Here is a 25348-nt window from a genome sequence, read left to right on the forward strand (position 1 = left end):
CCTTCCCGTGTTCGACCGGTCGCCCCATGGCTAGAAGGGCCACAGGTGATCGATGATCTTGTGCATCCAGCCGGGGTTCTGCTTTTCGCTGATGACGCCTTCCCCGTAATATTCGATGCGCGCCTGGGCCACCCGAGACGAGGCGACGCTGTTCATGCCGTCGACGTCCTCGGGACGGATCACGCCGTGCAGCACCATCACCTGGTTCTCGTTGTTGACGCTGACCGTGCGCTTCGCCTCCAGCTCCATGTTGCCGTTGGGCAGGATCGTCTTGACGATCGCGGTGACCGTCGTGGTCAGCGATTCCTCGCGCGACGTCTTCCCGGAGCCGTCGAACCCGGTGCTGGTGTTGGACTGGATCAGCGACGAGGGGTTGAGGCGGCTGTTGGCGCCCGCGACCGACTTGTCGAGGCCGAAGAAGGCCGAGATGCCGAGCTGGCTGGACGAATCGCGCGCGAGCGAAGTGCCCGCCGCCTTGGAGGCCTTGGCCGATTCGTCGACGACAATCGTCACGACGTCGTTGACCTTGCGCGCGCGCCGGTCGGCGAAGAATGCCCCCCCGCGGTCGTCCCAGAGCGAAGTGCCGTTGACCGCCGCGACGCGAACCGGGGCCTCCGGCCAGGTCGTCACCTTGTACTCCGCCTTGCGGTCCCAGGCCGGGGCGCAACCCGCGCTCGCCAGAATCAGCAGCGCCGCGGGCAATCTGGAGTAGAGACGTCTCATCCGATCGATCCTCCCTCGTGCATCTTGGCTAATCGACCCGGACGACATGCCCGGGGGCGAGCCGGCCGGCCATTTCCTTGCCGGAAAGCTGGCTTCGCACCAGGACCGTCTCGCCGATCCTTCCGGACTGGAGCGCCACGCCCTTGCCCGTGATGTGGACCATCCCGGTCTCGGCCTCGATGAGGACCGAATCGCCGCGCTTGAGCGCCTCGGGGTCCTCGAGGTATTCCCGGCGGACGGGCACGCCGCCGGAAAGCTGCCAGCGGACGCGTTTTCCGATCGCCTCGGACGGATCGTGGATCATCGCCTCGCCGGAGGCGGAGTATTCCCGCCGCCGAAGCTGGAGATCGTCGGCTACGAGCACCGAACCGGTGGACACGTTGCGCGCGGAGACGACGACGGGGACCTGGATCGAGACGTCGGCCGAGGCGCGAAGCTCGCACACGTCGCCGTTCGAGAGCCGGACGAACATCGCGAACTGGATCCCGCGGCCGGAACGGACCGGCCCTTCGAGCGACACGCGGACGATCTCCTTGCCCCCCGCCGCGCGCGACGCGTCCTGGAAGCGGATGCCGGACACGAACACCTCGACCCCCGGGACGGCCGTCTGCTCGACGATCACGCTCGTCAGCGCATCTCGCGCCGAAAGCGCCAGTGAATCGTCTGGCTTCGCCGGTGCGGCAAGGCATGCCGCAGGAACGACGGCCAACAGGAAAAACAGGATCGCGGATATCCGTCGCATCTTCTTTCGCGCCCCCCTAGCGGATGTTCGTCGCCGTGCGCAGCATCTGGTCGACGGTCTGGATCACCTTTGAATTGATTTCATAGGCCCGCTGCCCGACGATCATGTTCACCATCTCCTCGACGATATTGACGTTCGAGGCTTCGATGAAGCCCTGCATGATGGTTCCAAGGCCGTTCGATCCGGGGTTGCCGATCGTCGCGTTGCCGGACGAGGGCGTCGCCGCGAACAGGTTCTTGCCGAGGCTGCTCAGGCCCGACTGGTTGGTGAAGCGCGCCAGCTGCATCGTGCCGAGCACGGTGGGGGTGATCGAGCCCTGGAGCAGCGCCGAGACGGTGCCGTCGGGGGCGATCGTGACATGGGTCGAATTGTCGGGAATCGTGATCGGCGGATCGATCGCGTAGCCGTTGGGATTGACGAGCTTGCCCTGGACGTTCTTCTTGAGGGCGCCGTCGCGGGTGTAGGCCCGCTCGCCGGTCGGCAGCAGGACCGGGATGAAGCCCTCGCCCTCGATCGTGATGTCGAGATCGTTGCCGGTCTGCTTGAACTCGCCCTGGGTGAAGATCTTGCTGACCGAGACGACGCGGGCGCCCAGGCCGTATTCGAGGCCGACCGGCGCCTCGGTGCTCGACGAGGAGGGCGCGCCCGCCGGCGTGATGTTCTGGTAGAGCAAGTCCTGGAAATCGCCGCGGCTGCGCTTGAAGCCGTTGGTGTTCACGTTGGCGAGATTGTTGGAGATGATGTCCATGTTGGTCTGCTGGACCTCCATCCCCGACGAGGCGATCATCAATGAACGGATCATTTGGTTTCTGTCCTCCCTACACCCGGCCGAGGTCGTTCGAGGCCTTCGAATTGAGATCGCTGATCGTGGACATCATCTTCATGTAGGCGTCGAACATCCGCGAGGCCTCGACCATCTCGGTCATCCCGGTGATCGCCGAGACGTTGGCCTCCTCGACGCTTCCCTGCTCGATGCGGGCGCCGGCGCCGGCCGGAGACAGCGCCGTTCCCGGGGGCACGAGGAACAGGGAGTGCCCCTCTTTCTTGAGAACCGTCGGATCGGGGACCTTCTGGACGAGGAGCGTGCCGACGACGTTGCCGTCGACGGCAACCTGGCCGTCGGAAGTCACCGCGGGAACCCCGTCGCCGATATGGATCGGCCCGCCCGCCCCCAGCACCTTCCCGCCGTCGACCGTGGCGAGATCGCCCGCGGCGTCGATCCGGAAGTTGCCGGCGCGCGTCAACCGGTCGCCATCCTTCGTGCGGACGGTGAAGAATCCTTCGCCCTCGATGGCCAGATCGGTCGGCTTGCCCGTCGTCCGGAGCGGTCCCGCATTCATGTCGACGTACTGCATCGCGGGCGTCGAGTAGAGCAGCTGCCCACCGGGCATCGCGCCGGACGCCGCCGACGGGTCGATGCCCGCGAGCGAGGCGGCGGGAACGACACCGGAATCGATCGATTTATCCTGCTTGTAGCCCACGGAAGAGATGTTGGCCAGGTTGTTGGCGACCTGCTCCAGCCTTTTCTCTGCGGCCCGGGCCCCGGTATAGGCAATGTACATTCCCGCTTGCACGGCGTAGCCTCCACGAGATTTTGACACCAACCGTAGTGGTAGCAATCCGCGTGCCCGTTCTCAGGATCTTATAATCGGTTAACATATCGGGGTATTAGCGTGCGATGAGGACGGCTGACGCCTGAGCGACCGTCAAAAGACCGGCAGTTTTTACGCGTCGGCCGTCGGGGAGGCGGAACTTTTTTCCTGGAAATCTCTTCGGGACCGGATCAGGAAGGCGTAGACCTCGGCCACCGCCATGTAGAGCTCGGACGGGATCGGGTCACCCTCGGGAAAACGGTAGAGCGCATCGGCCAGGAGCTGATCGTTTTCGACGGGAATGCCGTTTTCGTGCGCCAGGCGCAGGATGACGTCGCTCAACGCGCCCTCGCCCTTGGCCGACACCCGGGGCGCCGCCTCCTTTCCGCGGTCGTAGGAGAGCGCCACGGCCCTTCTTTTCGGGTCGTCCGGCCGCGTCATGCGCGCTCCTCGAGCAGCGTCAGGCCGGTATCGCGCGACAGCATCGCGCCGAATTCGGACTCGAGGGCGCCGCGCCGGACGCGGGTGACGGCCGCATCCCGCAACGAGAATCCGTGCGCGCGCAGCGACTCCGAGAAATCCGGGAGGCCCGCCTCGATCAGGTCGGCCATCTGCGGATGCTCGACCTCGAACAGGATGGACCAGGTCCCGCCGCCCGGGCGGAAGCGGACGGAGACGGAACCAGCGTCGGGCAGCCGGAAGAAGAGCCCGTAGGTGGCTTCCGGTTCCCCGCGTTCCCGTTTCCGATATCCCGGAAACAGGAGCGGCGCCTTCTCGCCGGGAAACGGCACGAAGAACCAGAACGGGACATCCGCCGTCGGCGGCGTCGCGGCGGCGAGCGCCTCCCGCGCGTCCGGCGTCTCGACTTCGGGGGACGCTGCGCCCTCGGGGCGGACCGGGGGTTCGGCTTGCGACCCGGCGGCGTTCGGCGCAGGTTTGGATATTCGGGCCATCGATGGCTTCCCTCCCGGCAAGTCGACCAAGGTCGACGCGAGGAACCGGGAGAGGAGGATCGCCTCCTGCATGAATCGTGGGGACGGCGCCGCTCCGGAAGCGGCCGCGTCCGACAACCGGGCATTGAACTGTGCGAGCGCGCCGGGAGAAATGCCGTCTCCGCGAACCGGCTCTCGCCCAAGCAGGACGGGCATACGGGAGCCGGTGGAAGGAGGGGGCGGAGTGAGGGAAACGATCCGGATCCGGAGCGGCTGGCCGGGGTCAAGGACGACGGCTATCCCGCTGCTCCCGGGCGCCAAAGGCTTTTGCGCGGAGGCGGGCAGCTCCTCGCCGTTGATCCGGATGCGCAACCCGCCTTCCCTCCCGGGAGAGAGCACCTGGAAACGGACGGTCTGGCCGGCCTGCAGAAGGACGCTCTGCGGAGATTCGACGAGACGCTGAAGCGCCGGTCCCCGGATTGCGCCCGGCCCGGGGCCGGCCGGCGAGGTCATGCCAGGATGTCGACCTTGCCCGGGCCCGGGGCCGGCGGCTGCTCTTCCCCTTCCGGGGGCGAGGGCGGCTCCCGGTGCGGCGCCTTCCGGGGCCGGTCGCGGTGCGCGTGTTCGTCGACGATGGAAACGTGAGGGGTGCGCCCCACTTCCTTGACCTCCCCGGAAATCGCCCCGAGGCTATTCGACACCCTTGACCTCTTCCCGGCGCTCGGCGCCGGCCCGGATGGCATCGCGCTGGCGCGTGAAGATGTAGCGAATGATCCGGTCGCGGTCCTCTTCCTCGATGAGCCGGTACTGCAACGCCACCTCGGTGCCGGGCTCGTCCTTGCGGGAGGAGGGCACGGCGCGGATCACGCGGCCGAGGATCGGCACCGGCGCCCCCTCGAAATCGGGAAGCTGCAGCCGGATCTCGACGTAGTCGCCCTCGGCGACGGGATCGGACACGATGATGCGCATGCCGGAGCCGCCCAGGTCGATCCAGCGCGGCGTGAAGATCGCGAGGGAGCGCCGGTCGCCGCTGCCGAGGAAGCGGACGATCGCGTCGATCTTGCTGTCCATTCCGACCATCACCTTGAGGATCTCGCGCTCGACTTCGGCGAACTCGGACCGGTCGTCGCGCTGCGTGAAGAAATTGCCGGCCGACAGCCGGGTGGGGACCTTGCGGTTGGCCCTTTTCCGGTAGGCATCGAAGATGCCCTTTTCTTCCCCCCGCCGGATGACGGATTCCACGCAGAGGAAATCGTTGATCCGGACATATTCGCGCTCTTTCCCGCTATGTTTGTTCGGCACCGCGAACCTCCTCCTTGGCATGCCCGGCGCCCACGGCCGCATCGGCGACCTGGATCCGGTCGCGCCCACGCGACTTGGCCTGGTAGAGCGCGCCGTCGGCCCGCTTGAGCAATTCTTCCTGTTCGCGGGAGACCAGGACGGTGCAATCGGCGATGCCGATGCTGACCGACAGCTGGAATTCGTACGGGGAAACACCCTGCAACCGGGTGCGGACCCCGGTGCGGACGCGCTGCGCAAAGATCTCGGCCTGCCGAAGGCCGGCGTCGGGCATCAGGACGACGAACTCGTCGCCGCCGTAACGGAACGCATAGTCGGTCTTGCGCAGGTTCTGCAAGAGGATCTCGGCCACGCCCCGGAGCATCTGGTCGCCCACCTGGTGCCCGAACGTGTCGTTGATCCCCTTGAAATGGTCGATGTCGATCATGAGGACCGCGAGGTTGCGCTCGCGCCGCAGGAACCATTCGAACTCCCGGTCGAAGCGGTCTTGGAAGGAGCGGTAGTTGAACAGCCCGGTCAGGCCGTCGTTGCTGGCCATGACGCGCACCTTCTCGCGCTCGGCGAAGTTGTGGAGGAACAGGGACAACTGGGCCGTCACCGACCGGAGCACCCGCTCGCGCGCCCGTTCCTGGGAAACATGGGGAACGAGGTGGACCGCGAGCGACCCGAGGACGCTCTCGCCGAACGTCAACGGAGCCGTCCACCGGTGGATTCCGGCGGGTGCGGAGCCGGCCGCCTCCCCGTAGGGGAATTCCTTGACCACGAGCGACTCGCCTGCCTCCGTCCCGGACGCGGGAGGCATCTGTTTCCGCCACTGGCGGGCCAGGGCGGCGGCGATCTTTCTATCCCGTACCCCGGCGCTCCCGACGCCGCAGGTCCGGACCTCAGGCCTCCCGAGCATCGACAGGAACTCGATGCCGGCGTAGGGGACGAATCGGCCGAGCTCGCGGCACAGCCACTCGAAGACGGCATCGAGGTCGAGATCTTCGTTCAGCGCCGACGCGAACCGGAACAGGAAGTCGAGCTCGTCCTTGGCATGCCCCAGCCGATCCCGCTCGGTCGCGACCTGCTCGCGCAGCACGATATTTTCGCAGAAGGCGCCCACCTGGACGCCGACCGCCTCGAGAAGCCGGAGGGTGTCGGCCGACGGGGCGGGAACCTCGCCGCCCCAGAAGATGCCGTAGCCCAGGAAGCGCCGCTTGATCCGGACCGGCAACGCCACGCCGGAATCGCTGCCGGGCGTCTCGGGCGCCGGCGACATGGTCAGCCCCCCGCTCTCGGAGACGGCGATGCGCTCCGCGCGCCGGAACAGGGCGGCAGCGCGCGGGAACGTGGACGCCTCGATCGGGGCAGATTCGCCGCCGCACACGATCCAGCGCCCCTTCTCGGGGTTGACGAGGAAGACGCCGCGCGCCGCGCCGACGAACGCGGCCAACGGCGCCAGCACTTCGGACAGCCCTTCCTCGAGCGTTCTGGCCCGCCCGAGCCACTCGGCCACGCGGCGCATGAGCGACACCTCGGACGCCTTCCGACGCAGCTTGATGCGCTCGGCCGAGAGCGCGACGGTCTTCTTCTCGAGGACGGAGCGGCTGCGCCGGAGCGAGACGTTCATGTTGACGATCTGCTGCATGGCCCGGCGGGTGGATAGGGCCCGGTTCACTGCGGCGGAAAGCCGCTGGCTGTCGGCAACGTCGGAGATGACCGAGAAGACGCCGATCTCCATCAGGAGAACGGCCGTGGGAACGTCGATATCGGGGGCGATGGTGATGATGACCGGGCGCATCGGCAGCGCGTCGGTCAGGTGGAGCAGGTCACGGGACCTTTCGAACGGCGGGGCATCCTCGATGCACAGGACGTCGTGGGATTCGCGCTTGAGCCGCGCGAGCATGGCCGGCGGGTCGGGCTCGTGCGCCAGCGTCACGGAGAACGACAGAGGAACGCCGTCGAACAGCGATTTCCCGGGCCGGATGCAGCCGTCGATCACCCATGCCAGAACACCTTCGGACCTCATCCTCTTCCTCCGGGTGGATCACGACGACAAGAAAAGCAGATTCCGTGCCCACGCCCGATGCGGCGCTCGTCGGGAGAATATACCATCATATTCGGCAGTTTAGGCGCAAGAACTTTAGGGTTGGGATGGGGGCCGGGCGTCAGGAATACGTCGGTGAGGGCGGACCGGGCGTCAGGGCCCCCGACGGATCTTGAGGTCGGCCACCTCGGCGTAGCCGCCGAATCCCGCAGGGCTGCGGGGCGCAACCGCGCGGATCGAAGAGGAGGTGCCCATCTCGTCGAAACGGATCGTGGGTCCGGGAGGCGTCGGCGCGGACTTTTCGAGGCGCAGCGTCAACTCACGGACCTTGTCGAGCAGCGCCCGGTTCTGCTTGCCGAGCAACAGCCGCTCGAGCGCGTTGCGGACGGAGATCTCGATCTCGCCGAGCTTGAACGGCTTGACGATGTAGTCGAACGCACCGAGTTTGATGGCATCGAGCGCCGTATCGAGCGACGCAAAGCCGGTGATGACGATGACCTCGGTGTCGAGATGGTGCGAGTGGATGTATTTCTGGACCTCCTGGCCGGAGATGTCCTGCAGCCGGAGATCGAGGATCGTGACCTCGGGAGGCTTTGCCTTGAGCGCCTCGATGGCGCCGCGCCCCGTATGGACGACCTTGATGCGATAACCTTTGGGGCGAAGATAGGTGGCGAGCACTTCGCAGACGGCCTCGTCGTCGTCGACGATGAGGACATACGGGGGCTCGTCGCTGGTGCCCAGGAGGGTGTCGAGGTTGGCGGCCATGCGGATTTACCGGCGAGTCGGTTCGTTGCCCGTTTCGGGCTCCTTCTGCGACTTCCCTTCCAGCTTGCTCCTCCCTTCCCGGGAAATATCGACGCGGTCCTGGGTCCCCGATGATTCTTCCCGGGCGCCCAAAATAGCTTTGACCTTCTCTTCGCGCACCTGGGTCTGGTACGTCCGGAGTACGTTTTGCATCTGTGAAATCGAGAGGTTCATCCCTGACTCTCCAATTCCGATCCTTCTGTACTCCTTATCGGAAGGACCGCGGAGAAACTTCAGGGAAAAATGCAGCCGGCACGGTCAACCCGCCCCGGAACGACCGAATGCAACATATCCGTAGCGGAGCCTAGGATCGGCGGGCATTCGGCCATTATGGTTCCGTCATCGAGAGGCGGTTCTTCAGCACGATGATATCGACCTTCCGGTTGGAGGCTCTCCCCTGCTCGGTCCCGTTGGTCGCCGTCGGCCGGTATTCGGCGTACCCGGCGGCGCAGAGTCGCTCGGGGGGGAAACGGACCTTGTCGACCAGGAAGCGGACGATCCGGGCGGCGCGCGCCGAGGACAGCTCCCAGTTCGAGGGGAAGACGCCGCCGCGCAGCGGGGTGTTGTCGGTGTGCCCCTCGACGCGGACGAAGTTGGGCAGGTCGACCAGCGACAACCCGATATCGGCCAGCATCGCCTGGGCCTTGGGGTTGATGTCGGCCGCGCCGGGATGGAAGAGGTCTGCGTCGTCGATCGAGATGATGAGCCCCCGATCGGAGATGACGACCTTGACCTTTCCCTCGTCGATCCCGCGGACCAGGTATTGCTCGACCCGCTCCTGGATGACCTTGAGCACCTGTTCCTCGGTGACCCGGCCGATGTTCAGGCTGACCGGGCTGGCGGGGTCGGACTGGAACTGGGCCGAGAACGGGACCTTGCCCGACTCGGGCGTGACGGGCTTGAGCGCCGCGGCCGTCTGAGCGCCGCCGAACGCGCCCGCCATCGACTTCATCAGTTTCTGCAGCTTCTCGGTGTCGGCGTTGGAGATCGCATACATCGCGGTGAAGAAGGCGAACAACAGCGTCATGAAGTCGGCGTAGGAGACGAGCCACCGCTCGCTGTTGGAATGTTCCGGGGGCTTTTTCTTTCGTGCCATGCGGCGGTCGCTCCCGGGCCCCTTACTTCTTTTTCGGTTCGGCCATGTTGATGTAGGCCTTGAGCCGCTCCTCGATGATCTGGGGATGCTCGCCCGCCTGCATCGCGAGCACGCCCTCGAGGATCATGGCTTTGATGGTCATCTCTTCCTTGTGGCGGATCTTCAGCTTGCCGGCCCAGGGGAACATGAAGATGTTCGCGGCGACCAGGCCGTAGACGGTGGCGACGAAGGCGACCGCGATCCCCTCGCCCAGCTTCGAGGGATCGTTGAGATTCTGCATGACCTGGATGAGTCCGAGCACGGCACCGATGATGCCGATCGTCGGCAGGTAGCCGCCGAAGGCTTCGAAGAACTTGACCGGGATCTCGCCCTCTTCTTCCAGCTTGTTCAGCTCGGTCTCCATGATGCCCTGCAACACCTTGGGATCGACCCCGTCGACGACGAAGCGGAGCGCCTTCTGGAGAAAGGGGTCCTTGGCCACCTTGATGTCGGCCTCGAGCGAGATGATGCCGTTCTTGCGCGCCTTGGCCGCATAGCGGATGATTTCCTGGACGTACTCGGGGCCCTTGTCGGCGCCGGAGAAAAACACCTTGCGCAGGGCGCCCAGCGCCATCTTCGCAGCGGACAGCGGGAAGCTGGCCAATGTCGCCCCCAACGCCCCCCCGATGACGATGATGAACGCCGTCGGCTGGATCAGCGACTTGATGCTGCCGCCCTCGAGCGCTTGGCCCAGGAGGATCGCGCCGACGCCGCAGATGATTCCGATGATTGCTGAAAGGTCCAACGCGGCCCTCCGTGGCCGGACAATGATTTCTCGTAAATTACGCTTTCTTCTTCGGCACAGGAATGGTTAAACTTTAACCGATGAAAAAATCGCTGCTGATCGCCGAGGACGAGGACATCACCGCAAGCCTTCTCCGGAAGGTCTTTTCCCGCCCCGATCTCGAATTGTACATCGCCCGGGACGGCGCCGAGGCGATCCGCATGCTCGACCGCCAGCCGGTCGACGTCGTGCTGACCGACGTCAAGATGCCCGGGGCCGACGGCACTCAGGTGCTCGAACACGCGCGCAAGGTCAATCCCGACTGCGAGGTCATCCTGATGACCGGCTTCGGCTCGGTCGAGGCCGCCGTCCATGCGATGAAGCTGGGGGCGTTCCACTACGTCACCAAGCCGTTCGACACCGAGGAGGTCGCCCGACTCGTCGACCGCCTGCTCGACGTGACGCGTGTCAAGCGCGAGAACGTCCAGCTCAAGTCGCAGGCCCGCGACCATTGGGCCATCGCCAACATCATCGGGGTCAGCGACCCGATCCGCGCCGTGATCTCGATGATCCGCAAGGTCGCCGACACCGACTCGACCATCCTCATCACCGGCGAGAGCGGCACCGGCAAGGAGCTGGTCGCCCGGGCGATCCATTACCTCAGTCCGCGCGCCGAGCGCATGCTGGTCCCCATCAACTGCTCGGCGATCCCGGCCGAGTTGCTCGAAAGCGAACTGTTCGGACACGTCAAGGGCGCCTTCACCGGGGCCCACATGGCGCGCGCCGGCCGCTTCGAGATGGCGCACAACGGCACCCTCTTCCTAGACGAGATCGGCGAGATGAGCCCCCACCTGCAGTCCAAGCTGCTGCGGGTCCTCCAGGAACGTTCGTTCACGCCGGTCGGGGGAAACAAGCCGATCCAGGTCGACGTCCGGGTCGTCGCGGCCACCAACAAGGACCTCGACGAGGCGATGCGCAAGGGCGAGTTCCGCGAAGACCTCTTTTATCGCCTCAACGTCATCCCGCTGCGCATCCCGCCGCTCCGCGAGCGGCCCGAGGACATCCCCCTGCTCGTCGAGCACTTCATCAAGAAGTTCGATCGCGACAAGGGACGCTCGGTCGAGGGAATCCGGCCTGAAGCGATGGCCATCCTCCGGCAGATGCCCTGGACCGGCAACATCCGCGAGCTCGAGAACGTCATCGAGCGGGCGGTCGTCCTCAAGGGCTCGGGCTGGATCGAGCCGTCCGACCTCCCCGACCGGCCGCGCCACGCGGCCAACGGCGCCACTCCCGCAGCCCCGACGCTGGGCGAGGAAGGACTCGACATCAAGGCGGCGACCGAGGAATTCGAGAACGGCCTCATCCGCCAGGCGCTCTCGATGTCGAACGGCAACAAGAACAAGGCGGCGGCGCTGCTCGGCCTCAAGCGCACCACCTTCGTCGAAATGCTCAAGCGCAAACAGCTCGACGCCTGATCCGTCATCTTAGCTCCCCGGTTTCTGGTACGCGCAAAGGCGGATGCCAGCAAACCCTCGCCAGGCGGGAGGGGGCCGTTCGCTCCGTAGGCAGCCGCAACCCTCCTATCCACCGGCATTGCGCTCAGACCCCCAACCCCGCCTTTGCTACGGGAGCGAGGCATCCGGTGGGCGCGCGCGTCAACGATCCGACGGTTTGACGAGCCCGTTGACTGTCGGCGACGCGGCCCCGGGGATTCGGCCACAAACAAAACCATTCAATAACAGCATGTTTTGCCCGTTCATTTTATTGGCACCGGTTTTGCTCAATGTTGGCCTGCCATGAAAACGTCCCCTTCCGGATATCGTCGCACCCTTCCGCTGGCGCTGCTTTTGTGCCTGCTCGCAATCCTGTCTTCGGCCCGTGCGGAATCGGCTGCCGTCCGACTGCCGCCGGTCCCGGAGGCGCCCGAGCTGGGGTGGGTGCGCCGGCCTTTTTTCGAGGCGCTGCCCCCCTGGGATCTCGATCCGGTCCTCTTCCCCGCCGCCTCGCGCGCGATCCCGGCCAAGCCCTCGGGTCCCGCCGAAACCGCCTGGACACTGCTCCGCGAGGCAGACGAAAAAGGGAAGTCCGCGCGGAATAAAGAGAGCGCGTCCCGCCCGCTCGATGATGCCGCCCGGCTCTACCTGCGCGCGTATGCGGCCGACAAGAACGGGGCCATCGGCTTCCTCGGGCTGCGCATGGCGGCGCGAAGCTATTTCCAAGGCGGCCGCTACGCCGAGGCGGCCGGCGTCGCCACGACGCTCATCCGCCGATCGGGCGGCCGGGGCGCCGACCTTCCGTACTACCTGCTCAAGGGCGAGGCGCTCTACCAGAAACGCGACCTGCTGGCAGCCCGGGAATGTTTCCGCCGGGCGCAGGCCGGCAAGTTCGATCCCTACACCCGCATGCGCATCGATCGCCGGATCGCCGATGCCAGCCTCGAGCTGGGCAACACCGCCTACGCCGAGCCCGCTTATCGGAAGACGCTTCGCGACCCGGCCGTCCAGCGGAAACAACCCTGGCCCTCGATCCGCTACGGCGAGTCGCTTCTCGGCGCGGGCCGGTTCGAGGAGGCGGCGACGCTGTTCCGGAACCTCGACACGGACCAAGTGCCACCGCCCGTTCGGGCCGCCGCCCTCCTCGGTGCGGGGGACGCCGCCCTGCTCGGGGGGAACCTTCCCGGCGCCGGGCTCAGCTACCGGCGCGCCGGCGGAACCGGAGATTTCCCCGAGACACGCGACTGGGTGCGGCTGCGCCTGGCCGATCTCGCCTTTGCCGGCGGGAATCGCGCCGAAGCGCTCAAGGGCTATTCCGCACTGTCCTGCGCGTCCGGCAGGTCCGTCGCGCGCGAGGCGGGCTACAAGAAGGCCGTGGCGCTGTATCTGCTCGGCGACAACGCCGCCGTCGTCAAGGCCTCCGAGGACTGGCTCGCGCGCAATGCGGGCCGGGCCGGCGACAAGGAGATACGGGCCCTCGCGGCAAAGGCGGGCGCCGATTTCGTCCGTGCGGCCGCGAAGACCAACCCGTCCGGCGGGTGGCCCGCCCTTTCCGCGATGCTGTTCGCGATCGGCCGTACGAAAGAGCTGCCCGCGCTTCTGGGCGACATCGGCAAGGAATGGGAGGACGCGAGGATATGGGGCGGCGCGGCCGACCTCTACAATGCCGCCGGCGACGCCGGCCGCAGCGCCGACATGAAGCGGATCGCCGCCGCAGAGGCCGCGTACTGGCGGGGGGATTTCCCCGGCGTTCTCCGGGAACTCGACTGGCGGGATCCCTCCCGGGAGCATACCGCCGGCGCCCTCTGGCTCGCGGCAAAGACGTTGTTCCGGCAGGGGCGCTACGCGGAAGCGGACGCCGCCCTCCGTCGCCTCGAATCGGTGCGGGCCGACGCCCCCGTCGTCAGCGACGGCACCCCCTTCCCGCCCGCCCGCGAGCTGTCCGCGTTCAGCCGCGCGCTGCCCGGGCGCTGGGCCGGGATGGGCGACGAATTCAGGGGCGCCCCCTCGCAGGGGCCGGTACCGGGGCTGTCGATGCTGAAGGCGATGGCCGAGCCGAAAAAAGAGAAACCGCCTGCGGGCAAGAGGCCGGCCAAGCCCGCCCGAAGCACGCCGGGGGCCGATTTGTATGCCGACTACCATCGGATCCGGGAGCGCGTCGGACGGATCAACGCGGAGGAGGGAACAACGCCATGACCGCCGAAGCGGCAGGAACGGCGCTTCCGCAGGCCGAGCTTGTCCACGCGTTCCGGCTGTTCGAGGAAGCGTCCGCCTCGCTCCAGTCCGAATACGCCGGGCTGCGCGGGGAAGTCGCCCGCCTGCGGGCCGAGGTCGAGGAAAAGAATGCCCTGCTCGCCGCCGAGATGGAGGAACAACGCCGCTGGCGCCTCTTCCTGACGGAGCTGCTCGAGCGGATTCCCGGCGGCATCCTGGTCACGAACCCTTCTGGCGAGCTGGTCGCGAGCAACGGCCAGGCCGAACGGCTGCTGGCGCTTCCCGAATCTCCCCTTCCCGGCGTGATGCTGTCTTCGCTCGGCGAGGCGGGCAAACGCATCGCCGAGGCGGCGCGCCAGGACGGCAGCCGGACGATCGCGCTCGAATTCGGATCGGGCGAAACGGTGCGGGTCGAGATGACGCGCTCCGAACTGCCCGGCTGCGCCGGCGGAACGGCCGGCTACCTGCTGCTGCTGACGGACGTCACGGATGCCCGCCTTCGCAGCGATCAGACCGAGCGCGCCGCGCGTCTCGCCTCGATGGGCGAGATGGCCGCGAAGATCGCCCACGAGGTCCGCAACCCGCTCACCGCCTGCCGCCTGTTCCTCGAAATGGCGATCCAGGATGCGCGGCAAGGGCTCCCCGACGAGACGCTCCAGAATTTGGGCAAGCTCGAAGGGGTCATCGGCGCCATCGAGTGCACGGTCTCCAACATGCTCGGCTTTATTCGCGATCACCGCCCCGCCGCCGTCCCGATCGATCCCGGCGCGATCGCCCGGGAAAGCGTCGATTACGTCCGGGCGCTGCTGGACGATCGCGCCATCGAGGCGCGCGTCGTCGATGCGATCGCCGGTGGCGAAGCGGTCTCCGACCCGGGCCTGTTGCGCCAGCTCTTCCTCAACCTCCTGCTCAACGCGATCCAGGCCATCCCCGCGGCCCCGGGCGGGCGGATCGACATCGCGCTGTCCGAGCGCCTCGTCCAGGACGCCGACGGCGAGCGGCCCTATCTCCGATTTACCGTCCGCGACAACGGATGCGGGATCCCGGAGCCGCTGGTTTCGCGAATCTTCGACCCCTTTTTCACGACGCGCGGCGAGGGAACCGGGCTGGGCCTGACCGTCGTCCAGTCGATCCTGACCGCGCTCGGCGGATTTGCCGAGGTCAACAGCCGTCCCGGCCGGGGAACCGCCTTTTCCGTGCTGATCCCGCGGATGCCGCGAACCGGGGGCGCATCGTGACGCCCCGCCGGATCCTGCTCGTCGACGACGACGCGGCCGTCCGCGACGCCATGTCCACCTTCCTCTCCCGCGCGGGATTCGCCATCACCGAGGCGGCGTGCGGCGAAGAAGCGCTTCAGCGCGCCGCTGCCGGCGGGTTCGACCTCGCCGTGTCCGACATGAAGATGCCCGGCATGACGGGGCTCGAACTGCTGCAGGCGCTTCGTGCCCGCGGGGACGCGATCCCTTTCGTCCTGCTGACGGCCTACGGCACCGTCGAGACGGCCGTCTCCGCCATGAAATGCGGAGCGTGCGACTTCCTCCTCAAGCCGTTCCTGCCTGCCCAGTTGGAACGCGTCATCCGCGACTGCTTCGAGCGGTCATCCAACGCGGCAATGCCGTCGGCCTTCGTCTCCGCGGACGGCACGCCGACCGTCGTGGGCGGCAGCCGCGCGCTCCAGGACGTGCTCGCCCTTGCGCGGCAGGTCGCCCCATCGACGGCCACGGTCCTGATCACCGGGGAAAGCGGCACGGGCAAGGAAGTGATTGCGCGGGCGATCCACGCGATGGGCGGCGGCGAAGGGGCACCCTTCGTCGCCGTCAATTGCGCCGCGATGCCCGACGGGCTGCTCGAAAGCGAGCTTTTCGGCCACGAGAAGGGCGCGTTCACGGGCGCCGCGGCGCGCCGCCCGGGCAAATTCGAGCTGGCCGACGGCGGCACGCTGCTGCTCGACGAGATCGGCGAGATGGACATCCGGCTCCAATCCAAACTGCTTCGGGCGCTGCAGGAGAAGTCCTTCGAGCGCGTCGGCGGCTCCGGCCCCGTCCGCGTCCGGCTGCGCGTGATCGCCACCACCAACCGCAACCTGCGCGACGCGGTGCGCGACGGGCTGTTCCGCGAGGACCTTTTCTACCGGCTGAACGTGTTCCCGATCCACGTCCCCCCGCTGCGCGAGCGCATCGAGGACATCGTCCCGCTGGCGGAGCATTTCGCGGCCCGTTTCGCCGCCGAGGCCGGGCGACCCGCGCCCGCGCTCTCCGACGCGGCACGCTGCTTCCTGTCGACGATCCCCTTCCGCGGCAACGTGCGCGAGCTGATGAACCGCATCGAGCGGGCGCTGCTGCTGTGCCCGTCGGGCGCGATTCAGCCCTCCCATCTTTGCGAGCCCGGGGAGACGATGGCTGCCGACGCGCCTGCAGCCGAGGCTCCGGCGGCCGCCATGCCCGGTCAACCCGCGGGACGGTCGGTCAAGGAGGTCGAGAAGGCGCTGATCATCGCCACGCTCCACGCATCCGACGGCAACCGGAACCGCACCGCCGAGACGCTGGGGATCAGCGTCCGCACGCTGCGCAACAAGCTCGCCGAGTACCGCCAGCTCGGCGAGGCTATCCCGTAACCATTCCTTCGTCCTTCGCCCATCGACCCGCCGCCGGAAAGAATTGCCGGAGGGCGTCAGGAAACCGGCAGTTCATGCCCGAGGGGTGGCAGGAGCATGACGGACCGCTGACGGGCCGCACAATGATTCCCTTGCATATCAGTCACTTACATACGAAATTTCCAACGTGACCGATCGGCACGCTTCTTGTTAGAACAGGGGCAGGAGGATGAAGCGATGAACTTTCTGTTCGACCCGACTGTCCGGTTTCTGGAAAAGGCCGCGAGCTTCCGCATGGCGCGCCAGGAAGTCGTCGCCTCCAACCTCGCCAACGCCGACACCCCCGGGTACATCGCCAAGGACGTGCCGTTCGACGCATTCCTCGCGCGGGCAAACGCTCCCGAGACCACCGGCGCGCCCGTCGCCACCAACCCGCGCCACATCGGCGCGATGCCCGGATCGTACGCGCCTCCCCCGCCGGTCGAGGAAGAGTCCGACCCGACCCGCGTCGACGGGAACAACGTCGTGCTCGAAAAGGAAATGACCAAAATGGCCGAGAACACCGTGGGTTACCTCACCGAAGTGACGCTCGTCTCGCGCAAGCTGCGGATGATCCGCGCCGCGATCGACGACGCCTCCCGCGTGTAACGGCCCGGGCGAAGGAGCACCGCAATGGACATCTTCAAATCGCTGAAAGTGAGCGCCTCGGGCCTTTCGGCGCAGCGCAAGTGGATGGATACGATCGCTTCCAACCTGGCCAACGCCAAGGCGACGCGCACCCCCGAAGGCGGCCCCTACAAGCGGCGCGACCCGATCTTCATGGCCGAGGACGTCGAGGAGCCGGGCGCCGCCCCCGAAGCTTCCCGCGTGGGCGTCAAGGTGCCGCAGATCGCGCTCGACCAGTCGCAACCCAACATGGTGTTCGAGCCGGGCAGCCCCGACGCCAACGCCGAGGGGTATGTGGCCTACCCCAACGTCAGCGTCGTCGAGGAGATGGCGAACATGGTCACCGCCAGCCGCTCCTACGAGGCCAACCTCCAGGCATTCAACGCGTTCAAGTCGATGGCGACGAAGACGCTCGACATGTTCCGGTAAAGGGAGAAGAAGAAGATGTCGCAGATCAGCATCATCCCAGGAATTTCCTCCCCCGCCATGACGCCGCGCGTCGCCCCGTCCGGCGGCAAGGGCGACGGCTCGCTCTTCCTCGACTCGCTCAAGGAAGCGATGTCAGACGTCAACGACACCCAGAAGGCGATGAACACGTCGATCGTCGACCTTCAGGCCGGCAAGGGCGCCCTTCACGAGACGATGATCCAGGTCGAGAAGGCCGACCTCTCCTTCAAGATGCTCATGCAGGTCCGCAACAAAGTGCTCGAGGCTTACAAGGAAATCATGCGGATGAGCGTCTAGCCCCGCGAAAGAGTCGAACAAGGAGCCCTTTATGGCCGACGTCAACCAGGCCGCTTTACAGGTCAAGAATGTCTTCGCGAGCATGCCCCCCGCCAAGCGGTGGACCGCCCTCGGCGTGGGCGGCGCGACGCTCGTGGCGATGATCGCCCTCATCCTGTGGAGCCAGAAGCCCGATTTCCAGGTTCTCTTCTCGGGCCTCTCGTCCGAGGACGCCGGGAAGATCGTCGAAAAGCTGAAGGGGTCCAAGGTCCCGTACAAGCTAGACGCGGGCGGCGCGACAATCCTCGTCCCCGGCGAGCGGGTCTACGAGACGCGTCTCCAGATGGCCGGCGAAGGAATGCTCCAGGGCGGCGCCATCGGCTTCGAGATCTTCGACACGCCCAAGCTGGGCATGACCGACTTCGTCCAGAAGCTCAACTACCAGCGCGCCATCCAGGGCGAGCTTTCGCGCACGATCCAGTCTTTGGCCAGCGTCGAGAAAGCGCGAGTCCACATCGTCATCGCCAAGAAGTCGATCTTCTCCGAGCAGGAGGAGAACCCGTCGGCCTCCGTCGTGCTCAAGCTGCGCTCCGGGCGCACGCTCACCGAGAACCAGGTCACCGCCATCGCGCAACTGGTCAGCAGCTCCGTCCCCGGCCTGGGGACCGAGCGCGTCAGCGTCATCGATTCGGCGGGCACCCTCCTGTCCAAGATACGGCCCACCGGCGACAGCGCCGGCTCGACCGAGGCCATGGGCGTCCAGCGCGGCCTCGAGTCGTCGCTCGAGGACCGGGCGCGCGCGATCCTCGAGAAAACGGTCGGCGCCGGACGTGTCGTGGTGCAGGTCGCCAGCGACATCGAGCAGAAGAAGGTCGAGAGCACCGAGGAGAAATACGATCCCGACTCGGTCGTCGTCCGCAGCGAACAGCGCTCCGCCGAAAAAAACAGCGGCTCCGCCGGCAGTTCCGGCGGCATCCCCGGAACCCCCTCGAACGTCCCGAACTCGCAGGGGCAGCCCTCGGCCACGGCGACTTCGTCCGGCGGAGGCGCGTCGAACAGCTCCTCGCGCAGCAACGAGACGATCAACTACGAAGTGAGCCGCACGGTCAGCAAGAGCTCCGCCCCGATCCTGGCCGTCAAGCGGCTGACGATCGCGGTGCTTGTCGACGGCAACTACAAGTCGGTGAAGGATGCCAAGGGCGTCGAGACCGCCACCTACGTCCCGCGGACGGCCGAGGAGCTGGCCTCCTACGAAAGGCTGGTCAAGAACGCGGTCGGCTTCAACCAGGATCGCGGCGACACCTTCGAGATCGTCACCGCCCCGTTCCAGACCGAGGACAACCTCCCCGCGTCGGTCCAGGCGAAGTCGCTTCCGGCGATCCCGACCTCTTACGTCAGCGTGGCGAAATACCTCGCCTCGGTCCTGCTTCTGCTCGTCCTCGTTCTGCTCGTAGTCCGCCCGCTCATCCAGTGGATCTCGACGCCTGCCCCGCTGGCGCCCCCGACCGGCGACATGTACGCCTACGCGGTTCCCGGCGCTCCCGCGGGCGCTTCGGCCGAGGGGGAGCTGCCCGCCGGCGGGCGCCCTCCCGCCCTGTCTTCCGGCAAGGACGACATCGCGGCGCTCGCCCAGCGCGAGCCGCAACGCGCAGCCCAGGCCGTCAAGATGTGGCTGGTCCAGGGATAGGGGATGGCCATGGCGGGCGAACACCAGATCAGCGGCGCCGAGAAGGCGGCCATCCTGCTCCTCGCGCTCGGCGAGGATGCGGCGACCGACGTATTCAAGGGACTCGAGGAGTCCGAGATCCGGCTGGTCGGCCAGGCCATGGCGCGCATGCACGAGATCCCGACCGTCACGATCAACGCGGTCCTCAACGAGTTCCGCCGCGAGATGATCCAGCCGCGCGGCCAGGTCACCAACACGCGCAACTTCCTCAACAACACGCTCTCGAAGGCGCTCGACCCGTCGCGGGCGCGCGCCCTCGTCAACGAGCTGGTCACTCCGCCCAAGGTCCGCGGGCTCAAGGCGCTCCAGCTTGCCGAGCCCAAAAACGTCTCTCGCCTGCTGGTCAACGAGCATCCGCAGATCTGCGCAGTGGTGCTGTCGACGCTGGAGCCCAAGAAGGTGGGCAAGATCCTCTCCTGCTTCCCGCCCGAGAAGCTGTCCGACATCCTCCTGCGCATGGGCAAGCTCGAAAAGATCTCCCCCGACCTGCTTCGCGAGATTGAGGACGTCCTCAACCTGGCCCCGACCGAGACCGACGGCGAAGCGCCCATCGCCGCCGGCGGCGTCAAGCTGGTCGCGGCCGCGCTCAACACGATGAACAAGGAGCTCGAGAACCAGGCGATGGACGCCATGCAGTCCTCCGACGCGGACCTCGCCGACGTGATCCGCAAGGCGCAGTTCACCTTCGAGGATCTCCTGGCCGTCGACGACCGGAGCTTCCAGTCGGTCCTGCGCGAGGTCAACCGCGACATCCTGGTCGTGGCGCTCAAGGCCGCCAGTCCCGAGATGAAGGAAAAGGTGTTCATGAACGTTTCCGAGCGCGCGGCGTCGATGATGCGCGAGGACCTCGAGGCCATGGGCCCGGTCAAGGTCACCGAGGTCGAGAACGCCCGCCAGGAGATCATCCGGATCGCCCGCAAGCTCGAGGAGGAAGGCAAGGTCACCCTGCGCTCGGGCGCCGGAGGGGGGGACGACGATGTCGTCTGACCGCCTCGACGCGTTCGACTTCCCGCAGTTCTTCGGCGAGGACGCCGGCGCCCCTCATAAGGAACTTTTCGAATTGTTCGACACCGAGGGATGCGTGACCCCCGGAACCGTCTCCCCGGGACCGCAGGCCGAGGACGTGAACCAGCGGATCGCGCGCATCGAGCAGGAAGCCTACGAAAAAGCGTTCGTGCTGGGGGAGAAGGCGGGCCGCGAGATGGGCGAGGCCAGCGTCGCCCCCCTCGTCGAAAAGCTGCGCGTCGCGCTCGCCGAGGTTTCCACCCTGCGAGCCATGACGCTGAAAGAATCCGAGAAGGAGTTGGTCGAGCTCGCCTTTGCGATCGCCGGCGCCGTCATCGGCCGGGAAGTCTCCCAGGCGCCCACGATCCTGTTCGAAAATGTCCGCCGGGCGCTGCTTCTCGCGGGCGACGGCGGCCGTCTCACGCTCCGCGTGAACCCGGCCGATGCGGCCTCCATCTGGCGCGAGCGGGAGGCGCTGGCCCCTTTCCTCGAAGGCAAGGGCGAGCTGCGCGTAGAACCGCACGAGCAGATCGACCGGGGCGGCTGCGTCGCGGTCACCGACTTCACCGAGATCGACGCCTCGATCGCCGGCCAGTGCGACATCCTGCGCGAGACGTTTTCGGCGGTACGGGAGGGGACCGAATGAACCTCCTGGCCCCCTATATCGCGGCGGTGCCCAAGACAAGACCGGTCCGCAAGTACGGCCGGATCACCGAGATCGTCGGCATCCTGGCCGAGGGCAAGGGCATCGCGTCGCGAATCGGCAGCATCTGCGAGATCGTCGGGAGCGACGGAGCCCCTCCCCTTCCGGCCGAGGTGGTCGGCTTCCGCGAAGACAGCGTCCTGCTCATGCCCATCGGAGAGATCGGGGGGATCGCTCCGGGAAGCCGCATCCGGGAATGTTCCTCTTCCGCAGGCAACGTCCGGGTGGGCAACGCCCTGCTCGGCCGCGTCATCGACGGGCTCGGGAATCCGATCGACGGCAAGGGGCCGCTCGTCCTGGACATGGAGCGGCCGCTCCACGCCTCCGCGCCCCACCCGCTCAAGCGCGCACGCATCACGGAGCCGCTCGATCTCGGCGTCCGCGCGATCAACCTGTTCACCACGATCGGCAAGGGCCAGCGCGTCGGCATCTTCGCCGGTTCCGGCGTCGGCAAGAGCATGCTGCTCGGCATGATCGCGCGCCATACCTCCGCGCAGGTCAACGTGCTGGCGCTGATCGGCGAACGCGGCCGCGAAGTGCGGGAGTTCATCGAGAAAGACCTTGGAGAAGAGGCGCTCGCCCACTCCGTCATCATCGTCTCGACCTCCGACCAGTCGGCGGTCCAACGGATCCGGGGCGCACAGCTCGCGACCGCGGTTTCCGAGCATTTCCGCGACCAGGGCAACGACGTGCTCCTGATGATGGATTCCCTGACCCGCTTCGCCATGGCGCTGCGCGAGGTCGGCCTCGCCGCCGGCGAGCCGCCCGCCAGCAAGGGGTACACCCCTTCGGTCTTCGCCGCATTGCCCAAGTTGCTGGAGCGCGCGGGGATGTCCGACCACGGGAGCATCACCGGGATCTACACCGTCCTGGTCGAGGGCGACGACATGAACGAGCCGATCGCGGACGCCGCGCGGTCGATCCTCGACGGCCACATCACGCTCACGCGCGCGCTGGCCTCCCGGAACCACTACCCGGCCATCGACGTGCTCCAGAGCGCGAGCCGCGTCATGCGCGACATCATGCCCCCCGACAGCGTGTCGCTCCAGGGGAAGGCGCGCGAGGTGATCGCCAACTACCGCGATGCGGAGGACATGGTCCACATCGGCGCTTACGTCAAGGGATCCGATCCCAAGATCGATTACGCGCTCGACCGGATCGACCCGGTCAACGGGGTGCTGCGCCAGACGCCCGAGGAGCGCGGCGGGATCGAGGAATCCGTCGAGATGCTCGCGCAGGCGCTTCAGGAATAGGGAGAGGAACCCGGAATGGCCGATCGGGCACAGCTCAAGCGCATCGCCAACGTCCGGCACCTGCGCGAGGTCCAGGAAAAGCAGGAGGCCAAGAAGGTCGCGCTCGCCGTCGCAGCAGTCACCGAGGCCGAGCGCCTCATCGAGATGCTCGACGCCGAAAGCGAGCGGTTCCGCAAGGAGCTGGACGAGGCCATGAAAGACGGGATGCCGCCCGAGGACGTCGCGATGTCGCACGCCGCCTGGCTGGACTTGCGCGAGAAACGGAAGCTGATCGTGCTGGAGCTCGGCCGGCGGCGCGAACGGCTGCTGGCGGCGGACGCCGTCTACCGCCAGGCCCGCATCGCCCGCCGCCAGATGGATAAGTGGGAAGAGAAGGTGGGCGAGACGCTCCGGATCGAGGATGACCGGAAGATGGCCTCGATGGTCGACGAGATCGCGGTCCAGCGTTACGGGTGGAGGCGGGCATGAAGGGACAGCGGGTGCTGGCGATCGGAACGCTTCTCCTGACGCTGCTGGGCGGCGCGATCGCGTGGACGGCAGGCGCCGAGAAGGGAGCAACCTCCTCGGTCCCCGGCTTCAGCGCGAAATCGCCCGGCGCCGATCTCTATGCCCTGACCGAGGCGGTCGCCCGCCGGGCGAAGGAACTCGACCTGGCCGACCTCCGGATCCAGGAGGAACGCAGGCTGCTCGAAAAGATGAAGGAAGAGATCCGGAAGGATCTCGCCTCGCTGGACACGAAGCTGGCAACGGTGGAACAGCACAGCGGCGAGCGCGCCGCCGAACGGAAGGCGAACCGGCTGTACATCTCGAAGATGTTCAAGGCGATGGACGCGACCGAGGCGTCGAAGCGGCTGACGCTCCTCGGGGACCAGAAAGCCGCCATCCTGCTCCGGGAGCTGAAAGAGAAGGATGCGGCAAAGATCATGACCGCGATGGACCCGGCATTTTCCGTGTCGGTCACCAAATGGATGGAGAAACAGTGATGGCCGAAGAGCTGCTCCAGTTCGCCGATCTGGTCAAGCCCGCCGCGGGACGGAGTGCGCAGGGGAAGAAGACGGGACGCAAGGCGACCGTGATATCCGGCGGGTTCGCCGATGCGCTGGACACGCTTTCTGCCTCCGCGGCGACCCGACGGGCGAAGAGCGGGACCAAGTCCGCCCTTCCGTCGAAAACGCAGCCCGAGTCCGGAACCGCCCACCGTGCGAAGACCGCCGTTCGCAAAACACCGAATGAGGTCCCGGTAGAAAAACCGAAGGTCGCCCCGGCTCTCGCCTTCGCGACCGCTCAGACCGCCCCGACCGTCGAATCCGCCGTCCGGATCGCGACCGTTCCTCACCCGCCCGTCGCACCGGAAAGCGGGATCGTTGCCGAACAAAAAGAACGGACGTCGAAGAACTGGAAAACCGGCGAGCTGCCCGTCGAACCCGCCACACAGAAGGCGGAGGGCCGGACTGCGCACGCGAAACGGAAATCTGCCCGCGACGAACGCCCTGAAATAAAACCGGAAGCGCTTTCGGAAAGCGGGAAGACGACGGTCCCCGCACCTGCGACGCAGTCTGCGCAAGCGGGCCAGGTCGCGGCCGGCATCGTCGCCGCTGCCGAGACGATCGCCGCATCGCCTGTTCCGGCAAGCGTTCCGACCGCCGTCCCGTCGGACCCGACGCCGACGCACCGATCCGCAGGCAAGGTCGATATGAAAGCGGCCACCGATACCGTTCGACCGGGCACCCGATCCGTCGGCGATGATTCGGGCGATTCGGCTGCCGCGACCGCCCGGGGGAGCCGCCCGACCGTTGGGAACCGCGCGTCCGAAATCGGCACGACCCCGGTTGCAACCCGCATCCCGTTCCATCAGGCGGGAAAGGCGCCGGAAGCGGCCACCGATTCCGCGTCTGCCCCTTCTCCCACGCCCCAACGGAAGGCGCAATCCACCGACGGGAAAACGCCTACGACGCCGGTTAGCGCGCACGCTGCGACGTTCCCCCGATCCGCGGCCATCGACACCTCCCCGGCCACATCAGAAGCGCCGCTCTATCCGGCCGCATCCCCGGCCGACGCGCCCCGGACGACCCGCACAGCCCAGGATAAACCCTCCCCCATGGCGGACACCTTCGCTGCCGCGCCCGGAACTCCGTCCCGCATTCATGCCGATGCAGGATCGACGCCCGGGACCGAGGCCCCTCGTGTCGCAGCGCACGCCGCGCAGGCACCGTCGGTCGCGCCCTCCGCTCCCGCCGGAAGCTCTCATGTGGAAGCGGCGGCCGTCGCGGCCGTCGGCGCAGATCCGGCCTCAGCGACTTCAAAACCCGCCCACCGGGAAACCTCGACACGTCAAGCCGGCGCCGAATCGCTCGCAGGACGCGAAGCCGCCACCGGCGTCACCCCGCTTCCCAATTCCTCCGGCAGCTCGTCCGGGGAGCGTGGAGAAGCGCGGCCGGATACCGCCCCCAATCCGTTCTTCGCCCAGGCGGCGCCCGCGACGAAAGCCGCCGAAACCGTCTCCTTCGGGTTGGTTGCCGAAACCGCCGCGCCGCCGGCCCCCGACCCGCTTCCGGTGCACGAGCAGGTCAGCATGCGACTCTCCACCCTGCCGGACGGCCTCCACGAGGTGACGCTTCGGCTATCCCCGGAACAGCTGGGCGACCTGCGGATCGATCTCAAGCTGAACGGAGGACGGATGGACGCGGTCGTCCGCGCCGAAAGCCAGGATGCCCGCGAGGCGCTGCTTCGCGACGTTCCCGCGCTGCGCGAGGCGCTCGCCTCGAACGGCATCACCCTGTCGTCCTTCGACGTCTCGCTGTCGAGCGGCGGACAGACGGCCGACCAAAACGCCCCCCGGCAAATGGGGGGATGGGAAACGGGACAGGGACATCGCCCGCAGCGCGAATCCGAGCCGGATGCCGGGTCGGGCGGCTTCCGGCCCGTACGCCCCTCCGTGGGCGAAAACCTCGGTGGAACCCCCGGGCACTGGATCGCATAGGCAACCGGAAGA

27 protein-coding genes are annotated in these 25348 nt (G+C 67.1%); 14 read left to right on the forward strand and 13 right to left on the reverse strand.

Features of this window, described 5'->3' with window-relative positions:
* Positions 1–30: 30 nt before the first annotated feature.
* The 13 genes from VGK27_07745 to VGK27_07805 all read right to left on the reverse strand — a co-directional run bounded on the left by VGK27_07745 (position 31) and on the right by VGK27_07805 (position 10001).
* Positions 31–723, reverse strand: a complete 693-nt coding sequence (locus VGK27_07745; protein HEY3489997.1) for a flagellar basal body L-ring protein FlgH — start codon at positions 721–723, stop codon at positions 31–33.
* A gap of 28 nt (positions 724–751) precedes the next feature.
* Complete coding sequence (flgA, locus tag VGK27_07750) at positions 752–1465, reverse strand: flagellar basal body P-ring formation chaperone FlgA (GenBank protein HEY3489998.1); 714 nt, start codon at positions 1463–1465, stop codon at positions 752–754.
* A 16-nt stretch (positions 1466–1481) separates the two neighbouring features.
* Positions 1482–2267 (reverse strand): flagellar basal-body rod protein FlgG, encoded by a 786-nt coding sequence (gene flgG / locus VGK27_07755; GenBank protein HEY3489999.1) that lies wholly within the window; start codon positions 2265–2267, stop codon positions 1482–1484.
* 16 nt (positions 2268–2283) lie between these two features.
* The gene (locus tag VGK27_07760) at positions 2284–3039 is read right to left on the reverse strand and encodes a flagellar hook-basal body protein (GenBank protein ID HEY3490000.1); all 756 of its coding nucleotides are present in this window, start codon (positions 3037–3039) and stop codon (positions 2284–2286) included.
* A 150-nt stretch (positions 3040–3189) separates the two neighbouring features.
* Complete coding sequence (locus tag VGK27_07765) at positions 3190–3498, reverse strand: EscU/YscU/HrcU family type III secretion system export apparatus switch protein (GenBank protein HEY3490001.1); 309 nt, start codon at positions 3496–3498, stop codon at positions 3190–3192.
* Positions 3495–4502: a flagellar hook-length control protein FliK gene (locus VGK27_07770; protein ID HEY3490002.1), complete on the reverse strand. Its 1008-nt coding sequence runs from the start codon at positions 4500–4502 to the stop codon at positions 3495–3497. The genes VGK27_07765 and VGK27_07770 overlap by 4 nt, the downstream gene beginning before the upstream one ends.
* Positions 4499–4690 (reverse strand): hypothetical protein, encoded by a 192-nt coding sequence (locus tag VGK27_07775; GenBank protein HEY3490003.1) that lies wholly within the window; start codon positions 4688–4690, stop codon positions 4499–4501. Before VGK27_07775 ends, VGK27_07770 begins: the two co-directional genes overlap by 4 nt.
* Complete coding sequence (locus VGK27_07780) at positions 4680–5291, reverse strand: PilZ domain-containing protein (GenBank protein HEY3490004.1); 612 nt, start codon at positions 5289–5291, stop codon at positions 4680–4682. Before VGK27_07780 ends, VGK27_07775 begins: the two co-directional genes overlap by 11 nt.
* Complete coding sequence (locus tag VGK27_07785) at positions 5275–7299, reverse strand: diguanylate cyclase (protein HEY3490005.1); 2025 nt, start codon at positions 7297–7299, stop codon at positions 5275–5277. Before VGK27_07785 ends, VGK27_07780 begins: the two co-directional genes overlap by 17 nt.
* Positions 7300–7470: 171 nt before the next feature.
* Entirely contained in the window at positions 7471–8082 is a 612-nt protein-coding gene (locus tag VGK27_07790) for a response regulator (protein ID HEY3490006.1), read from the reverse strand.
* Positions 8083–8088: 6 nt separating this feature from the next.
* Positions 8089–8295, reverse strand: coding sequence for a hypothetical protein (locus VGK27_07795; GenBank protein ID HEY3490007.1), 207 nt, complete (start codon positions 8293–8295; stop codon positions 8089–8091).
* A gap of 154 nt (positions 8296–8449) precedes the next feature.
* Positions 8450–9217 carry a flagellar motor protein MotB gene (locus tag VGK27_07800; protein ID HEY3490008.1) on the reverse strand — a complete coding sequence of 256 codons (768 nt, stop codon included), beginning with the start codon at positions 9215–9217 and terminating at the stop codon, positions 8450–8452.
* A gap of 22 nt (positions 9218–9239) precedes the next feature.
* The gene (locus tag VGK27_07805; GenBank protein HEY3490009.1) at positions 9240–10001 is read right to left on the reverse strand and encodes a flagellar motor protein; all 762 of its coding nucleotides are present in this window, start codon (positions 9999–10001) and stop codon (positions 9240–9242) included.
* 80 nt (positions 10002–10081) lie between these two features.
* On the opposite strand from VGK27_07805, the gene VGK27_07810 reads away from it, so the two are divergent.
* The 14 genes from VGK27_07810 to VGK27_07875 all read left to right on the forward strand — a co-directional run bounded on the left by VGK27_07810 (position 10082) and on the right by VGK27_07875 (position 25336).
* Positions 10082–11455: a sigma-54 dependent transcriptional regulator gene (locus VGK27_07810; GenBank protein HEY3490010.1), complete on the forward strand. Its 1374-nt coding sequence runs from the start codon at positions 10082–10084 to the stop codon at positions 11453–11455.
* A 321-nt stretch (positions 11456–11776) separates the two neighbouring features.
* Positions 11777–13669, forward strand: coding sequence for a tetratricopeptide repeat protein (locus VGK27_07815; GenBank protein HEY3490011.1), 1893 nt, complete (start codon positions 11777–11779; stop codon positions 13667–13669).
* Positions 13666–14925, forward strand: a complete 1260-nt coding sequence (locus VGK27_07820) for an ATP-binding protein (GenBank protein HEY3490012.1) — start codon at positions 13666–13668, stop codon at positions 14923–14925. Before VGK27_07815 ends, VGK27_07820 begins: the two co-directional genes overlap by 4 nt.
* The gene (locus VGK27_07825) at positions 14922–16301 is read left to right on the forward strand and encodes a sigma-54 dependent transcriptional regulator (GenBank protein ID HEY3490013.1); all 1380 of its coding nucleotides are present in this window, start codon (positions 14922–14924) and stop codon (positions 16299–16301) included. Before VGK27_07820 ends, VGK27_07825 begins: the two co-directional genes overlap by 4 nt.
* A gap of 216 nt (positions 16302–16517) precedes the next feature.
* Positions 16518–16928, forward strand: coding sequence for a flagellar basal body rod protein FlgB (gene flgB, locus VGK27_07830; protein HEY3490014.1), 411 nt, complete (start codon positions 16518–16520; stop codon positions 16926–16928).
* 24 nt (positions 16929–16952) lie between these two features.
* Positions 16953–17375 (forward strand): flagellar basal body rod protein FlgC, encoded by a 423-nt coding sequence (gene flgC, locus VGK27_07835; protein ID HEY3490015.1) that lies wholly within the window; start codon positions 16953–16955, stop codon positions 17373–17375.
* Positions 17376–17390: 15 nt separating this feature from the next.
* A complete protein-coding gene (fliE, locus tag VGK27_07840) occupies positions 17391–17690 on the forward strand; it encodes a flagellar hook-basal body complex protein FliE (GenBank protein HEY3490016.1) in 300 nt (99 codons plus the stop codon).
* A 31-nt stretch (positions 17691–17721) separates the two neighbouring features.
* On the forward strand, positions 17722–19356 hold the full coding sequence (gene fliF / locus VGK27_07845; protein HEY3490017.1) for a flagellar basal-body MS-ring/collar protein FliF: 1635 nt from the start codon (positions 17722–17724) through the stop codon (positions 19354–19356).
* A 9-nt stretch (positions 19357–19365) separates the two neighbouring features.
* Positions 19366–20382 (forward strand): flagellar motor switch protein FliG, encoded by a 1017-nt coding sequence (fliG, locus tag VGK27_07850; GenBank protein ID HEY3490018.1) that lies wholly within the window; start codon positions 19366–19368, stop codon positions 20380–20382.
* A complete protein-coding gene (locus tag VGK27_07855; protein HEY3490019.1) occupies positions 20372–21046 on the forward strand; it encodes a FliH/SctL family protein in 675 nt (224 codons plus the stop codon). Before fliG ends, VGK27_07855 begins: the two co-directional genes overlap by 11 nt.
* Positions 21043–22356, forward strand: coding sequence for a FliI/YscN family ATPase (locus VGK27_07860; protein HEY3490020.1), 1314 nt, complete (start codon positions 21043–21045; stop codon positions 22354–22356). The genes VGK27_07855 and VGK27_07860 overlap by 4 nt, the downstream gene beginning before the upstream one ends.
* A 15-nt stretch (positions 22357–22371) precedes the next feature.
* Positions 22372–22824 carry a flagellar FliJ family protein gene (locus tag VGK27_07865; protein ID HEY3490021.1) on the forward strand — a complete coding sequence of 151 codons (453 nt, stop codon included), beginning with the start codon at positions 22372–22374 and terminating at the stop codon, positions 22822–22824.
* Entirely contained in the window at positions 22821–23339 is a 519-nt protein-coding gene (locus tag VGK27_07870) for a hypothetical protein (GenBank protein ID HEY3490022.1), read from the forward strand. The genes VGK27_07865 and VGK27_07870 overlap by 4 nt, the downstream gene beginning before the upstream one ends.
* Positions 23339–25336, forward strand: coding sequence for a flagellar hook-length control protein FliK (locus tag VGK27_07875; protein ID HEY3490023.1), 1998 nt, complete (start codon positions 23339–23341; stop codon positions 25334–25336). Before VGK27_07870 ends, VGK27_07875 begins: the two co-directional genes overlap by 1 nt.
* Positions 25337–25348 lie beyond the last annotated feature (12 nt).

Source organism: Candidatus Deferrimicrobiaceae bacterium (genome assembly GCA_036504035.1).
GTDB lineage: Bacteria > Desulfobacterota > Deferrimicrobia > Deferrimicrobiales > Deferrimicrobiaceae > JANXPS01.

Coding starts and splice junctions, on each gene's coding strand:
- VGK27_07745 (HEY3489997.1), bottom strand. CDS start 723: ATGAGACGTCTCTACTCCAGATTGCCCGCGGCGCTGCTGATTCTGGCG.
- flgA (HEY3489998.1), bottom strand. CDS start 1,465: ATGCGACGGATATCCGCGATCCTGTTTTTCCTGTTGGCCGTCGTTCCT.
- flgG (HEY3489999.1), bottom strand. CDS start 2,267: ATGATCCGTTCATTGATGATCGCCTCGTCGGGGATGGAGGTCCAGCAG.
- VGK27_07765 (HEY3490001.1), bottom strand. CDS start 3,498: ATGACGCGGCCGGACGACCCGAAAAGAAGGGCCGTGGCGCTCTCCTAC.
- VGK27_07770 (HEY3490002.1), bottom strand. CDS start 4,502: ATGACCTCGCCGGCCGGCCCCGGGCCGGGCGCAATCCGGGGACCGGCG.
- VGK27_07785 (HEY3490005.1), bottom strand. CDS start 7,299: ATGAGGTCCGAAGGTGTTCTGGCATGGGTGATCGACGGCTGCATCCGG.
- VGK27_07790 (HEY3490006.1), bottom strand. CDS start 8,082: ATGGCCGCCAACCTCGACACCCTCCTGGGCACCAGCGACGAGCCCCCG.
- VGK27_07795 (HEY3490007.1), bottom strand. CDS start 8,295: ATGAACCTCTCGATTTCACAGATGCAAAACGTACTCCGGACGTACCAG.
- VGK27_07800 (HEY3490008.1), bottom strand. CDS start 9,217: ATGGCACGAAAGAAAAAGCCCCCGGAACATTCCAACAGCGAGCGGTGG.
- VGK27_07810 (HEY3490010.1), top strand. CDS start 10,082: ATGAAAAAATCGCTGCTGATCGCCGAGGACGAGGACATCACCGCAAGC.
- VGK27_07815 (HEY3490011.1), top strand. CDS start 11,777: ATGAAAACGTCCCCTTCCGGATATCGTCGCACCCTTCCGCTGGCGCTG.
- VGK27_07820 (HEY3490012.1), top strand. CDS start 13,666: ATGACCGCCGAAGCGGCAGGAACGGCGCTTCCGCAGGCCGAGCTTGTC.
- flgB (HEY3490014.1), top strand. CDS start 16,518: ATGAACTTTCTGTTCGACCCGACTGTCCGGTTTCTGGAAAAGGCCGCG.
- flgC (HEY3490015.1), top strand. CDS start 16,953: ATGGACATCTTCAAATCGCTGAAAGTGAGCGCCTCGGGCCTTTCGGCG.
- fliE (HEY3490016.1), top strand. CDS start 17,391: ATGTCGCAGATCAGCATCATCCCAGGAATTTCCTCCCCCGCCATGACG.
- fliF (HEY3490017.1), top strand. CDS start 17,722: ATGGCCGACGTCAACCAGGCCGCTTTACAGGTCAAGAATGTCTTCGCG.
- fliG (HEY3490018.1), top strand. CDS start 19,366: ATGGCGGGCGAACACCAGATCAGCGGCGCCGAGAAGGCGGCCATCCTG.
- VGK27_07855 (HEY3490019.1), top strand. CDS start 20,372: ATGTCGTCTGACCGCCTCGACGCGTTCGACTTCCCGCAGTTCTTCGGC.
- VGK27_07860 (HEY3490020.1), top strand. CDS start 21,043: ATGAACCTCCTGGCCCCCTATATCGCGGCGGTGCCCAAGACAAGACCG.
- VGK27_07865 (HEY3490021.1), top strand. CDS start 22,372: ATGGCCGATCGGGCACAGCTCAAGCGCATCGCCAACGTCCGGCACCTG.
- VGK27_07870 (HEY3490022.1), top strand. CDS start 22,821: ATGAAGGGACAGCGGGTGCTGGCGATCGGAACGCTTCTCCTGACGCTG.
- VGK27_07875 (HEY3490023.1), top strand. CDS start 23,339: ATGGCCGAAGAGCTGCTCCAGTTCGCCGATCTGGTCAAGCCCGCCGCG.